General features: G+C 48.2%; 12 protein-coding genes. 8 read left to right on the forward strand and 4 right to left on the reverse strand.

Annotated features, from left to right (window positions below; all coding sequences use genetic code 11):
• The first annotated feature begins 203 nt into the window (after window positions 1–203).
• The 8 genes from ACYQ2M_RS19470 (at window position 204) to ACYQ2M_RS19505 (ending at window position 9,690) form a co-directional block, all read left to right on the forward strand.
• The gene (locus ACYQ2M_RS19470; RefSeq protein ID WP_459918049.1) at window positions 204–503 is read left to right on the forward strand and encodes a YciI family protein; all 300 of its coding nucleotides are present in this window, start codon (window positions 204–206) and stop codon (window positions 501–503) included.
• A gap of 152 nt (window positions 504–655) precedes the next feature.
• Window positions 656–3,034, forward strand: a complete 2,379-nt coding sequence (locus ACYQ2M_RS19475; RefSeq protein WP_459918050.1) for a methyl-accepting chemotaxis protein — start codon at window positions 656–658, stop codon at window positions 3,032–3,034.
• A gap of 196 nt (window positions 3,035–3,230) precedes the next feature.
• Window positions 3,231–4,784: an ABC transporter substrate-binding protein gene (locus ACYQ2M_RS19480; protein ID WP_459918051.1), complete on the forward strand. Its 1,554-nt coding sequence runs from the start codon at window positions 3,231–3,233 to the stop codon at window positions 4,782–4,784.
• Window positions 4,785–4,861: 77 nt separating this feature from the next.
• A complete protein-coding gene (locus ACYQ2M_RS19485) occupies window positions 4,862–5,845 on the forward strand; it encodes an ABC transporter permease (RefSeq protein ID WP_459918052.1) in 984 nt (327 codons plus the stop codon).
• Entirely contained in the window at window positions 5,842–6,762 is a 921-nt protein-coding gene (locus tag ACYQ2M_RS19490) for an ABC transporter permease (RefSeq protein ID WP_459918053.1), read from the forward strand. The genes ACYQ2M_RS19485 and ACYQ2M_RS19490 overlap by 4 nt, the downstream gene beginning before the upstream one ends.
• Before the next feature lie 6 nt (window positions 6,763–6,768).
• The gene (locus ACYQ2M_RS19495) at window positions 6,769–7,734 is read left to right on the forward strand and encodes an ABC transporter ATP-binding protein (protein WP_459918054.1); all 966 of its coding nucleotides are present in this window, start codon (window positions 6,769–6,771) and stop codon (window positions 7,732–7,734) included.
• Between the two features lie 396 nt (window positions 7,735–8,130).
• Window positions 8,131–9,153, forward strand: a complete 1,023-nt coding sequence (locus ACYQ2M_RS19500) for an ABC transporter ATP-binding protein (protein WP_459918055.1) — start codon at window positions 8,131–8,133, stop codon at window positions 9,151–9,153.
• A gap of 69 nt (window positions 9,154–9,222) precedes the next feature.
• Window positions 9,223–9,690 carry a YehS family protein gene (locus ACYQ2M_RS19505; protein ID WP_459918056.1) on the forward strand — a complete coding sequence of 156 codons (468 nt, stop codon included), beginning with the start codon at window positions 9,223–9,225 and terminating at the stop codon, window positions 9,688–9,690.
• Between the two features lie 73 nt (window positions 9,691–9,763).
• Here the strand turns inward: ACYQ2M_RS19505 and ACYQ2M_RS19510 are convergent, their stop codons facing one another.
• The 4 genes from ACYQ2M_RS19510 to hemA form a co-directional block, all read right to left on the reverse strand.
• Complete coding sequence (locus ACYQ2M_RS19510) at window positions 9,764–10,813, reverse strand: elongator complex protein 3 (protein WP_459918057.1); 1,050 nt, start codon at window positions 10,811–10,813, stop codon at window positions 9,764–9,766.
• Window positions 10,810–12,432, reverse strand: a complete 1,623-nt coding sequence (gene rnc, locus ACYQ2M_RS19515; RefSeq protein WP_459918058.1) for a ribonuclease III — start codon at window positions 12,430–12,432, stop codon at window positions 10,810–10,812. Before rnc ends, ACYQ2M_RS19510 begins: the two co-directional genes overlap by 4 nt.
• Complete coding sequence (dksA, locus tag ACYQ2M_RS19520; RefSeq protein ID WP_459918059.1) at window positions 12,422–12,784, reverse strand: RNA polymerase-binding protein DksA; 363 nt, start codon at window positions 12,782–12,784, stop codon at window positions 12,422–12,424. Before dksA ends, rnc begins: the two co-directional genes overlap by 11 nt.
• A gap of 358 nt (window positions 12,785–13,142) precedes the next feature.
• Window positions 13,143–14,501, reverse strand: a complete 1,359-nt coding sequence (hemA, locus tag ACYQ2M_RS19525) for a glutamyl-tRNA reductase (RefSeq protein ID WP_459918060.1) — start codon at window positions 14,499–14,501, stop codon at window positions 13,143–13,145.
• Between the last annotated feature and the right edge of the window lie 51 nt (window positions 14,502–14,552).

Genomic DNA, 14,552 nt, shown 5'->3' on the forward strand with positions numbered 1-14,552 from the left:
ATTTGGCTCCGCGTCTACGACCCTATCTTCGTTGTGCCCGACAGGACATGTGGGTTATATTCAAAGTGGGGAATAATACAACAATGTGGTGAGGAAACGCCCTATTTTCCAAAAAGAACTGGATAAAATACATAAAATTCAATATATTTAGCCCCATATGTAAGACCAACCAATGAACGAGTTATCAATGTGAGGAGTAAAAAATGCAGTTTATTGTAATGGGATATGATGGTACCGATGAAAATGCCCTGGATCGTCGTATGGCGGCTCGGAAGAATCACCTTGACATGGCGCAGAAATTGTATGCTGATGGACGCTGGCTTTATGCCGCAGCCATTCTGGATGACGACGGCAAAATGGTGGGCTCTATGATAGTGTGTGATTTTGAATCCAGGGAAGATCTGGAATCCCAGTGGCTGAATAATGAGGCTTATATTACCGACAAGGTATGGGTTAAGGTGGATATTAAACGGGCACAGGTGGCACCGTTTTGTGCATCGTGATTTTCGCTTGATTTGATTTCTCATTCTCTCCGATTCCGGGCACCACTGGGTGCGCCTGTTTAATTTGCTGCACTCACAGTTCTGTCGATAATCGGTTATGTAAAACCTTCCATGGGCGTGTACCGGCCATAATTCAACCAGGAGCGATACCGATGAAAGGGCTAAGCATAAACAGAAAAATATATGCTGTCATGGCGATTTTGATTTTTGTAAGTGTTGCAATTCTATTGGTGAGTATCCGAAAAATGTCGGCAATGAACGAGCAAATTCATTTTTTGATTAATGTTTCAACAGAAAAAGAGAAGTTGGGAGCGGGTATCAATCAAGATTTGTTGTTAATTAATAGAGCTGAAAAAAATATAATTTTGTCGAAAACAGACGATGACATGGGGGCATTTGCAGCTGTAATAACTCAGATTCAGTCTCAATTACTGAAAAAAATATCGGCATTGAACGCGCTTCTGGATACTTCCGGTAAAACTGTCCTGCGTCAATTTTCTGAAAAATGGGATCAGTATCTTGGCGTTCAGGCAAGGGTTTTGGAACTGGCTCGTTTGAATTCCAATGTGCGAGCGGGTCAATTATCCTCCAATCGGGGACAGGAAGCCTATGAAAATTGCGCAAAGATTCTGGCAGTCATTTCTGAAAATAACCATGCCCTTGCGGAAAAAAATTTAATGATGGCAGATCGGGTTGGTATGCAGGGACGTCTGGTTTCAAAATTAGTACAGGCATTGCTTCAAATTCATCGAGCAGAGAAAAATGTGATTCTGGAAGATGATCGTGAGAGAATTAAAGAGTACAAAAAGATTCATGCCGATTGCATTGAGGAAACGGGTGACATCATTTTGCAGATTAAAGATGAGTTGTCCGGGGAGAGCCGTGCTATTTTTGATGAATTTGAAATTGCCTATAAACAGTTTGTAGACATCAGTAATGAGGTGGCTGATTATGCGGCCATGGGAATTGTTGTGGAAGCACGTACCCTTTCTGCAGGGGAGGGGCGTGAGGCATATGATCGTGCCGACAATCTTCTTACCCGTCTTGAATCATTGAGTAACGATACGTCAGCAATGGCAAGGAAGGCAGCAGACAGTTCTATCCAGCTGGCCTTTTTGTCTGAAAAAATGATCCATGATCTCCTGTCCATACATCGTGCGGAAAAAACCCTGATCGGAGAAACCATCGAGGCGGGAATGGATATGTATGAACAACTCATTTCGGATGGTAGACAGGCACTGGAAACAAAAACGGCCAAGATGAAACTGCTTGCCTCTGGAGAAAACTTTGCCTTGATCAAAGCGTTCGAAAAAGAGTGGGTGGGGTTTAAAACCATCGGAGATACCGTTAAGGCTTTGATTCGTGAAAACGGAAACGCAAAAGCACTGAAGCTTTCATCGGGAGAAGGCCAGTCATTGATAGATCAGTGTGAAGTGCTGGTGCAAAAAATACTTGCCATGAACGCCGAGAACATGGCGCATGACAAGATCGAAAGTGACCGACAATATTCCCTTGCCGTAAAATCGCTTATTTTGGCAAGTATTTTGGGGGTTGTTTTTGCCTCTGTTCTGGGGATTGCTATTTTGAGAAATATCAATAAACGTCTGAATCGGGTGGCGAACTCGCTGGATGCCAGTGCCGCAAGTGTCACTGGCACTTCCAAGACCGTTTCTGAGGCAGGAAAGGGGCTTTCCATTGGGGCATCGCAGCAGGCGGCCGCCCTTGAAGAAACCTCCGCCTCCCTTGAGGAAATTTCTTCCATGACAAGGCAGAATTCTGAAAACGCCCATCAGGCAGAGACCTTGATGAAAAATACCATCCAGATTGTCGGATCGGCAAATGAATCCATGAATGGCTTGATTCATTCCATGGATGACATCGCAACATCCAGTGACGAAACCTCCAAGATTGTAAAGACCATTGATGAAATTGCATTTCAAACCAATTTGCTGGCGCTGAATGCGGCGGTGGAGGCTGCCCGGGCCGGAGAGGCGGGGGCAGGTTTTGCTGTGGTTGCGCATGAGGTGAGGAATCTGGCCATGAGGGCTGCGGAGGCCTCCAGACATACATCCATGCTCATTGAAGATACCGTAAGCAAAATCAACCGGGGAGCGGATCTGGTGGAGGCGACCAATGAGGCGTTTGGAGATGTTGACGCGTCACTGGGTAAATTAAGTGAGCTTGTGAGTGAGATTGCCGCAGCCTCCAATGATCAGGCCGAGGGAGTGGCGCAAATCAATGAGGCTGTTGCACAAGTGGATAATGTTACCCAGCGCAGTGCCACCAATGCGGAGGACGCTGCCGATGCATCCCGGGAGATGTATGACCAGGCAGATCAGATGAAAATTCTTGTGGGTGACCTCATGGCATTAATTAAAGGCGATGGCATACACAAAGAGCCCTCCTTCGCCTTGGATGAGAGCTGTTACGGATCTGACTTAGATGCATCCGTTGCGGAATTTCCTGAGCAGGCAGGGCGGTGTACAAAAGAAATCAGTCCGGGTATGGTGATTCCTTTTCGGGACGATTGATATGTCTTGACCGATTTTCCGGGGTTTGCTAATTTGTTTTAAAATTTCTCTTTTTATACATATGTTGTTTTGCGTGGTTCGGAATTGTTTTGATCACGGCAAAGCGCCTGTGATATTCATTCAATGCGCAAAGCCTGTTATTCCTTGTTGTGGCAGATTTTTTGCCATGTGGGTTATTTAAAAAAAGGAGGTTACAATGAAAAAAATGATGATGCTGGTCCTGGGACTTTTTATGGTCATGTCTGTGGGTTTTTCCGCCAACGCTAAAACCATTACCGTGGGGCTGGATGCTGACCCGGTTTCCCTGGATATCCATGTTCAACTGTCCGGTGGCATGCTTCAACTGTCCCACTGGTGTTTTGATCCCCTGGTCCGTTGGACAAAGGAGATGACCTTTGAACCCAGGCTTGCCACCAGCTGGGAACGTATAAATGAGTACCGCATGCGCTTTCATCTGCGTAAAGGCGTGAAATTCCACAGCGGCAACACCTTCACTGCCAAGGACGTGAAATGGACCTTTGATCGCATGCGAAACAGTGTGGATTATAAGGGACTCATTGAACCCTTTGTGGGGGTTGCCATTGTTGACGATTACACCGTTGACATCGTAACGGCAAAACCCTATGCGCTTCTTTTGAACATGGCCACCTATTTTTTTGCCATGGACAGCGCTTTTTACTCCGGCATGGATGAAAACGGCCAGCCCAAGGATGCCATTGTCAAGATCGGCCCCTCCTTTGCTCTGAACAATGCCTCTGGTACCGGTCCCTTTATTGTGACTTCAAGGGAACATGGGGTTAAAGTTGTGTTCGAACGGTTTAAAGATTATTGGGATACAAAATCCCCCGGCAACGTGGACAAAATGGTCCTCACCCCCATTAAAGAAGATGCCACCCGGGTGGCAGCACTCCTGTCCGGTGATGTGGATTTTATTACCCCGGTACCCCCCCAAGATTTCAAACGTATTGAATCCGATCCCAATGTAAAACTGGTTACCTGCAACGGCGGTCGCATCATCACTTTGCAGATGAATCAGGAAAGACGCCCCGAGTTCAAGGATGTGAGGGTTCGTCAGGCCATGGTGTATGCCATCAATAACACCGGTATTGTTTCCAAGATAATGAAGGGAACGGCAACTGTGGCAGCCCAGCAAGGACCCGAAGGCTATGCCGGTTACAAACCCGAACTCACCCCGAGATATGACCTTGCCAAAGCCAAGGCCTTGATGAAAGAAGCCGGCCTTGAAAACGGTTTTGAATGCACCATGATTGCCCCCAACAACCGCTATGTCAATGATGAAAAAATTGCCGAAGCCGCCGTTCAGATGCTGGCAAAGATCAATATCAAAGTGAACCTGAAAACCATGCCCAAGGCTCAGTACTGGGATGAGTTTGACGCCAAGGCCGCAGATATCCAGCTGATCGGATGGCATTCAGATACCGAAGATTCCGGCAATTTTACGGAATTTCTCATGATGTGTGCCGACAAGGCCACCGGGTATGGCCAGTACAACAGCGGACTTTATTGCAATAAGAAGGTGGATGAACTTGCCCTTGCTGCCCAGTCTGAAGTTGATCTTGTAAAACGGGCGGATCTTTTAAAGGAGATCGAGCAGATCCTTTATGATGAAGCCGCATTTATTCCCTTTCACTGGCAGAATCATTCCTATGCCGGGAAAAAAGCCCTTGGCATTGCGCCGGTGATTAACTCCATGAACTTCCCCTACTTTGGCGATCTTGTTGTTGAATAATCCATGATCACCCCACCGGGCACCGCTTTTGATATTGCTGCCCGGTGGGATGCATCCAGACATGAAGAAGACTCTCTATGTTTGCATTTATTATCAGAAGAATTACCCAGGCCATCTTTGTCATGTTGATTATCAGCATGGTGGGATTTGCCATTAAAAACAAGATCGGTGACCCGGTGCGGGATCTGGTGGGCGAAAGGGTGACGGCGGATGAGCGGGCCCAGATCCGGGATCGTCTGGGCCTCAACGATTCCTTTGCCGCCCAATATGTCCGTTTTCTGGGCAATGTGGCCAAAGGAGATCTGGGTCAGTCCTTTTTTTACAAAAAACCCGCCCTTGACGTAATTGTTGGCAAGGCCCCGGCCACCCTGGAACTGGTATTTGGCGCTGCACTTATTATTGTGTTGGTTTCCATGCCCCTCGGGGTTTACACTGCCCTGAAACCCAGAAGCTTCATGTCCCGGTTTGTAATGGGGTTCAGTACTTTGGGTGTTTCCATGCCGGTGTTTCTCACCGCCATAATGCTCATCTATCTCTTCGGGGTGCACCTTCACTGGCTTCCCTCCTATGGCAGGGGAGAAACCGTGGACCTGTTCGGCAACGGCTGGTGGCAGACCGGTTTTTTAACCACAGACGGCCTGATGCATCTGATATTACCGTGTATTTCCCTTGCGTCCATCATGCTGCCTCTGTTCATTCGCCTTATCCGTTCGGAGATGATGGAAGTGCTGGAAACCGAATACATAAAGTATGCCTGGGCCAAGGGCTTGAGTCCCATGCGCATCTGGCTGGTCCATGCCTTTAAAAATACCCTGCTCCCCGTGGTTACGGTATTTGGCGTACAGATCGGCATCATGTTTGCCTTTACCATCTTGACAGAAACTGTTTTCCAGTGGCAGGGCATGGGGTATATGTTCCTGGAGGCGGTGGAACGATCGGATATTTCCCTGCTCATTGCCTATCTCATTGTTGTGGGATCGGTGTTTGTGATGGTAAATACCCTGGTGGACATTCTGTATGGTTTTATTAACCCCACGGTGAGAATAGCAGGTCGCAAATGAAAACATCCCTTAAACGATTTAAATCATCCTATTTTTATTACAGTTTCAAGCGGGATAAGGTTGCTATGGCCAGCTTTATCGTTCTGGTGGTATTTCTTTTGTTAAGCCTTACGGCTCCCCTGGTATCCCCCTATAATCCCTATGATTCCACCAGCATTGATATCATGAATTCTGAAATGCCTCCGGCCTGGTACGACGAGGGAACATCGGATTTTCTTTTGGGCACGGACAACATGGGCCGGGATCTGTTGTCCACCATGATATACGGGTTGCGTATTTCGGTGATGATAGGGCTTGGGGCTGTGTTTCTCCAGGCCTTCATCGGCATTGTGGTGGGTCTTACGGCAGGCTACATGGGAGGTAAAGTGGATGCACTTCTCATGCGGGTGGCAGATATTCAGTTTTCTTTTCCATATCTCATGGTGGCCATATTCATCAGTGCCGTGTTTCAGATTTTGTTTGGCATCGGCAGCTATGAGAAACTTGCCATTCCCCTGTTGATTGTCATCATCGGGCTGTCTGAATGGCCGGTGTATGCCAGAACCATCAGGGCTTCGGTGATGGGTGAAAAAAATAAGGAGTATGTGGAAGCTGCAAGGGTCATCGGGCTGTCCCGCCCGGTGATCATGGTGCGCCATGTGCTTCCCAATACCCTGACTTCTGTGATGGTTATTTCAACCATCCAGGTGGCCAATGCCGTCATGAGTGAGGCAGCCCTTTCGTTTCTGGGTCTTGGCATGCCCGTTACCATGCCGTCTCTTGGGTCTTTGATTAAATCCGGGTTTGAATATATTTTCTCCGGTGTCTGGTGGATTACCATTTTTCCAGGGATTTTTCTTATTTTATTTGTGCTGGTGATCAACCTTCTGGGGGACTGGATGCGCGATGTCCTTAACCCGAAACTGTATAAAGGATAGTATTGTATGTCTCACCTTTTGGAAGTAGAGGATCTGGAAGTTAAATTTGCCCTGAGGGGCGGAGATCTCACCGCCATCAACGGGGCAAGCTTTACCCTGGACCGGGGAGAGAAAATGGGCATTGTGGGTGAAAGTGGGGCCGGTAAATCCGTCACCGGGTTTGCCATTATCAATCTCATCAGCAAGCCTGGATTCATCTCCGGGGGTCGGATTTTGTTCAACGGGGATGAGATTAGCTCTTTTTCCGATGAGAAAATGCGAAAGATCCGGGGCAACCGCATCAGTATGATTTTCCAGGACCCCATGATGACGTTAAATCCGGTGTTCACCATCGGAACCCAGATGGTGGAAACCCTGAAGGCCCATCGAAACATTTCTCGCCATGATGCCGAAAAGATTGTCCTTGAAAAATTAAAAAAAGTTTATATTCCCTCACCGGAAAAACGCCTTTCCCAGTATCCTCATGAGTTTTCAGGCGGCATGCGCCAGCGTATTATCATTGCCATGTCTCTGCTCACCGAGCCGGCCCTGATCATTGCCGATGAGCCCACCACGGCCCTTGATGTAACCATCCAGGCCGAGATTATGGACCTTTTGCAGGAGCTTTGTGATACCGATGAGATGGGGTTGATCCTCATCACCCATGATTTGGGGGTGGTGTCCCAGGTGACGGAAAAAATGGCAGTGATGTATGCTGGAAAGATCATTGAGTCAGGTCCCACAGATGATGTGGTGATGCACCCCACTCACCCCTATACCAAAGGGCTTATCAAATCATTGCCCGGCATGATCAAGCCAGGCGAAGATCTGTACCAGATTCCCGGCATGATGCCAAATCTTACGGATATTCCGCCGGGGTGCGCCTTTAATCCCCGGTGTCCCATTAAAGAAGCCGTTTGCCTGGAAAAGGAACCGCCGCTTATTCCTGGAGATCGAGGGGTTCTGGCTGCATGCCACATGGTGAATAAATAAGCAGTTGGTCACGATTTCATATAAACCCACATGGCAGTAACTACCTGCCACAACGAAAAGTAAAACTCTAATAATTGCAGTTCTTTAGACGGAGTTTTATGTAAAATGGGCATGTCCTGACGAAGACAACGAATATTGGGTCGTAGACGTGGAGCCAAATGGTATCATGCCGTTCCCCCGACGGGCAATGGGCCCGGCCCGGAACCGTAGACGGCTCAATTGGCTGGTTCCTATTGCCCATCGGGGGGGCTCTGCTGAGGTAAACTTGGAGGTTACTTTTTATATAAAAAAACTCTGGAATCAAAACCCTGCTCCATCCAGAAATTGGCAGATGCCGTGAATCTGGCCACACACCTTAGATGAAAGCGGACGTTTGAAAATTGAGTTAAGGATATTATGGACACCAAAAATTCAATTCTTACCATAAAAAATATTGTTAAACATTTTGACATCTCCGGGGGCCTGCTGGACCAGTTGAGCTTTGAGAGTGGAAAACTTGTCAGAAAGAAAACCACGGTGAAGGCAGTAAATGATGTCAGCCTTGCCATTGATAAAGGCGAAACCCTGAGCGTAGTGGGGGAAAGCGGCTGCGGCAAATCCACCCTGGCCCGGGTGGTCATGGGGCTTTATCCCCCCAATTCCGGACAGGTGTTTTATAAGGGAGAGCGCATTGATCACTTGACCCATGAAAAAATGCTTCCCTTTCGTAAAAAGCTGCAGATGATTTTCCAGGACCCTTATGCCTCATTAAATCCCAGAAAAACCGTATGGCAGACCCTGGCTGAACCCCTGCGGTTCCATAATCCGGGCATGGCTACTTCGGCGGTGGAAGATAAAATTGCTTCGGTAATGGATCAGGTGGGAGTGAATCCCGCCTGGCAGGGCCGCTATCCCCATGAATTTTCCGGGGGCCAGCGTCAGCGCATCAGTATTGCCAGGGCACTGATTCTTGATCCGGAATTCATTGTGGCCGATGAGCCGGTGTCTGCACTGGATGTCTCCATCCAGGCCCAGATTTTGAACCTGCTCATGGAAGCGGGAAGGGAGCGGGGGCTGACCTATCTTTTCATCACCCATGATCTGTCCGTGGTGCAACACATCAGCAGTCGTGTGGCAGTGATGTATCTGGGTACCCTTTGCGAGGTGGCAAAGGCAGATGCGCTGTTTGCCACGGCCCGGCATCCCTATACCCGGGCATTGCTCAGTGCCATTCCCCGGGTGGGTGAAAAAAAGGCCAAGCATATTAAATTAAAGGGGGAGGTACCCACCCCAGTGAATTTGCCCACTGGCTGCGTTTTTCATGGTCGGTGTGTCTATGCCCGGGAGCAGTGTGTCCAGGAAGTGCCCAAGCTTTTGTCTCTGAGGGCCGGGACCTTTGTTGCCTGCCATGGAGTTGAAGAAAACTGGGAGATGATTTGATCAAACCCCAACAAAAGGTTTGATGTTGTCAGTGTTGGATTTATGGTTTATGGAAGTATTGGAGATTAAATGGATAATAATGATGTGCTTCGCAGATTTCGCTACGCCCTGGATGTGAAAGACGGCACCATGGTGAAAATTTTTGAACTGGGGAACTGCAATGTGGATCTTGCAGGCATAAATGCCCTGCTGAAAAAGGAAGATGAACCGGGTTACAGAATTTGTAAAGATGATGTTTTGACCTTATTTCTGGAGGGGCTTATCATCTATAACCGGGGACCCCGTGACGGGGCTGCCCCCTCTTTGTCGCCCAAGGCCCAGCTTTTAAATAATAATCTCATATTAAAAAAACTAAAAATTGCCCTGGAGTTACAACAGGAAGATCTCATGGACATTTTTTCCCTGGCCGGGGTGAAAGTTTCCAAGGGTGAGTTGACAGCTCTGTTTCGAAAGGAGGGGCATAAAAATTACCGCCCTTGTCAGGATCAGTTTTTGCGTAATTTTTTAAAAGGGCTTGGGATTCGACATCGGAAGTGATGGCAATCGGATGAAAGTTTAAGCGTAAAGGGTCGGGTTTAGGGCGCATTCCCATGCTATCAAAGCTGGCAATTTATCTGTTGTTATGGATCAGGACTTCATCCCTGGGCATTACCCCATCGATTTTCACCTTGAAGGTGGTGTGGGGATATCGTGCCTGAAGCACTGTCATGTTATGGTTTTTATCTCCCCTAAGGCGGGCCTGGGCCGCCGGATGCACGGTGAGGGTGATCTGATTTGGTATATTCATCTCGGGCATACGCATGGGGTATTTTTTTTTAATTTCATCCAGGGTTTTATCTAGAAACAGCTCTGAAAAAACCAGATGCCCGAAGGCCGGGTGCCAGGGGCCGGCCACCATGGATGATGGGTCCTGGAGAAGATCCGATGCCTGCAGTCCCATGCGAATCACTGGAATATCCCTTTCGTTAAATATTTTGTAAAGTTCCTTGACCAAGGTGACGCTTTCAGACAGTTTCATGGGGGTATATCTGCCTTGGTCATACCACTTGGCAAGGGGGCTTCCCGCAAGGACAATCAGGGGATAAATGCGGATAAAATCGGGTTTTAATCGGCACATGGCCGCCGCCGTGTCAAGGGCCGTGTCCGGGCTATCCCCGGGAAGTCCCACCATCATCTGCATGCCCAACTCCATACCGTTGGTTTTCAGAAGATGGGCAGCTTTTATTGTATCTTCTCTGGTATGCCCCCTTCTGGCCTGTTGAAGTACGGCGTCATCCATGGACTGCACCCCAAGCTCAATGGTGGTCAACGGATATTTTTTAATGGCTTTAAAGATGGATTCAGAAATAGTGTCCGGCCGGGTGGAACACCGGATATCATCAATTTTGTTTTCCAGTACCAGCTGTCGGGCTATCCGCAGCATTTTTACAATGATTTTTTCATCAAGCCCCAGAAAATTACCGCCGAAAAAGGCCAGCTGGACCTTACGCCGGCTTCCCTTGTATTCCAGAAACTGGTCCACCACCGCCCGGATAGCTTTTTCATCGGGCAAGGGCTGGGTTTCACTGGTGATGATGGATTGATTACAGAAAGCACACTGGTGGGGACAGCCGGACTGGGGAATGAAAATGGGAATGACCAAAGGTTTTTCAGAGATCATCCCTGCGGGTCCTGACTGTCATGGTGATCCTGGTTTTTTTCTTTTTCCAGGCGTTTCAGGGCAATTTCCGCCGCATCTTGTTCAGCAGCCTTTTTGCTTCTCCCTGCCCCGGTGGTCTGGATGTTGCAGACCTTTAGCTTTATTTCAAATACTTTGGCATGATCCGGTCCCCTTTCACCGCACACGGTGTAAAGGGGAGCCCTGTGGCCCATTTCCTGGACGTACTCCTGCAAAAGGCTCTTATAATCATCCACCTGGGTGGTGCTGCTGGTGATGTAGTCCATTTGCTCCTGGAAAAGTCCTTTAATCAGATCCGCTGCCCGGTTGAATCCCATATCCAGATAGATGGCGGCCATCACTGCCTCAAATGTATCGGAAAGAATGGAGTTCTTTTCTGCTCCACCTGACAGGTATTCTCCCTTGCCAAGGTAAATGAACCGTCCCAGATCAATCTTACGGGCCATGGCTGCAAGTCCGGGTTCGCTGACAAGTCCGGCACGCATTTTGGAAAGCTCGCCTTCTTTCATGTCCGGCGACTGTTCCATTAGAAATTCCCCTATGACCAGCCCCAGAACAGCATCTCCCAGAAATTCCAGCCGCTGGTTGTCCGTGAAATCCGGGCTCTGGGCCTCATTGACATAGGAGCTGTGCCGCAGGGCCGTTGTGATCAGTTCTTTGTCCTGGAACACATGGCCCAGATTGTCTTCAAGGATATCAATGGGGGCAGGGGATCTATGAAGATCTGTCACCGCATTGGAAAGAGCTTCAAACAGATGGCAGGGAACATGGAGATCTCCGGCACCTTTTCCCATCTGTACTTCGGGTTTCATGTCTCCATGGAAATCAGATCCACCGGTGACAAGCAGGCCCCGGTTTTGGGCCATTTTCTCAAAGTATCTGGTCTGTTCCGGTGAATGATCGGTATGATAGGCTTCAATGCCGTTGAGTCCCATGGCTGCAAGGGTATCAATAATCTCTCCCATGGGGTAGTCTTCGGTGGTTTCAATGAGACCGGGATGTGCCAGGACGGCAATACCACCGGCCCGGTTGATGAGCTCGATGGCCTCCTGACAGGACAGTCGGGCTTTATCCACATGGGCCGGGCGGCCCGTTGCCAGGTAGCGATCAAAGGCCTGGTCAAAGGTATCCACTACTTTTTTTTCCATGAGCGCCAGGGCAATGTGGGGGCGGCCTGGCTGCCCGTTACCACTGTGCCTCCGGACATCTTCCATGGAAATGTCAATGCCGGCTTGCCGAAGTTTTTCAATGATTTTAGGATTTCTTTCTTCCCGGGCCTGCTGGAGGGTTTTTAATGTTTTGTGCAGAAAATTATCATAAATACTGAATCCATATCCAAGAATGTGAAAGCTGCCCCCTCCGTTCATGCAGGGAAGGGGCTGGGCACTGATTTCAATGCCGGTTATGAATTCCAGACAGTGGGGGATACCGGCGTCCATGGCTTGGCGCACCCCGTCAATGGTGTCATGGTCGGCAATGGCAATGGCCGTAAGGCCTAAGTCCCGGGCCTGCTGGACAATTTCTCCTGGCGCACAGGTTCCGTCCGAAGCAGAGGAATGGATATGAAGATCAATCACAGGGGTGGGGGCCTTAAATACCAAGGGCTTTTTCCATCATTTCTTCTCTGGTTTTACACTCAATACACTGGGTGGTCACCGGACGGGCCTTCAAGCGTGCCGATGATATATCATCTCCGCAGGTTTCACAGATACCAAAGGTGTTGTTTTCAATGCGAATCAAGGCCTTTTTTACCTTTTTGATCAGCTTGTGCTCTCTATCTCTGATTCTGAGTTCAAAGTTGCGTTCAGCTTCGTGGGAGGCACGGTCCGTGGGATCTGCAAAATTGTCTTTGGGAAGAGTCATTCCGTTTACAGTGCTGTCGGCATGGGAAAGCAGATCGTTGAGTCTTTCGGTCAAAAGGGTTTTAAAAAACTGTATCTCTTTTTCTTCCATGGTTCTATCCTTCAACTTTGGGGTTGCTTCCGATCAGATTAAAAATAAAAACATCAAGTTCCGGGTTTAGTCATAAGACAGCCCGCTATATTCTTTTCCGCCAATTAATTGGCCAAATCTGGACTTATGCCCTGATAAAGCATGTGTTGTACTGCTTCTACAATCAACTCTTAAAGTTGAATTCAGCATTGTAATGTTTTTAAATTACAAAGTAAAGTGTAAAATTGGAGATTCAGTCAGACCCTGAAAGGGTGTATAGTGTGCCCAAGCATGGCCATCCATTTATGATGTGTTTGAGGCACTTGGCCTGAAAGGGTTTGTGGTGTGCCCCAACCCCTGTGACCAATAGTCAACTTTATCATTGCCCGTCAAGGTCATCAAGGTTAAAAAGATGTCTGGCGGCATTTAAATACCGAGCATCATCTCTGTGGTTTCCCATGTGTTTTAGAAAGCGGATGGGATCATGCATGAGCTTGTCGGCAATGGATCTGGTCATGCGTTTTATGGCCTTATGGTCTTCACTGGAAAGATGATGCATGGAACCCAGAGTTTTTTTGAGTTCAGCATCGGCAATGTCATCGATTTTTTTTCGAATGGCCACAATGGTGGGAACCATATCAAGGCATTCCATCCAGTTAAGAAATTTGATTACGGCCTCATCCACCAGCCGTTCTCCCTTAACAGCTTCCTTGTTTCGTTCATCAATGTTGTCATTGACAATGTCCTGGAGATCATCAATATCATAAAGAAAACAATTGCTGATTTTGTTGATGTCCGGGTCCAGATCCCGGGGCACGGCAATATCGATGAAAAACAGGGGGCGATTTTTCCGTGAGCGCATGATTTTTTTGATCTGGGAGGCGGTGAGGATAAATTGTGTGGCCCCGGTGGAACTGATAATTATGTCCACCTCTTTCAGAAAGTCTTCCATTTCTTCAAATTTAACGGCTTGACCATTGAATTTTTCAGAAAGGGTAACGGCATTGGAGAAGGTACGGTTGGCCACCACGATTTTTGTTACCCCGCTTGATATGAGGTGTTCCACGGCCAGTTCCGCCATTTCTCCTGCCCCCAGCAGCATGACGCTTCGGGTACTGATATCACTGAATATCTTGTTGGCAAGCTCCGTTGCGGCATAACTTATGGACACGGCATTGTCCCCGATGCCGGTTTCTCTTCGAACTTTTTTGGCAATGTTGAAGGCCTTGTGCATGAGTCGGTTTAAAATTACACCGGAGGTATTTGCCGTTACACTGCTGCGATAGGCTTTTTTAACCTGGCCCAGAATCTGGGGTTCCCCCACCATCATGGAGTCCAGGCTGCATGCCACCCGGAAAAGGTGGCGGATGGCCTCATCTCCGGTATAAATATAGAGGGAATCCTGGAAGCGTTCCACGGGAACGGATTTAAACCGGGAAATAAAAGTTTTAACGCAATCTATGCCATCACCCCGGGCCGGAATAAAAAGTATTTCCATCCTGTTACAGGTGGAAAGAAGTACCAGTTCACCAATGTCAGGCAGTTGAAACATGTCTCTTAAGGCAATGTCCGCCTCGTCTCCGGTGAGGGAGAGAATTTCCCTCAGGGCCACGGGGGCTGTTTTGTGATTGATGCCAATAAGTGTTATGTTTGACATTTTGCCTTTATTTATAAATGGTGTGTCCTGGGGGGCAGGCCCTGGTTCACAGGAAAACGCATGGGATGATTCTGTATTCATTTTTTTATATGAAACTCCGTCTAAAAAACTGCAATAACTGAAGTTTCAACC

The sequence above is a fragment of the Desulfocicer niacini genome (assembly GCF_054657595.1).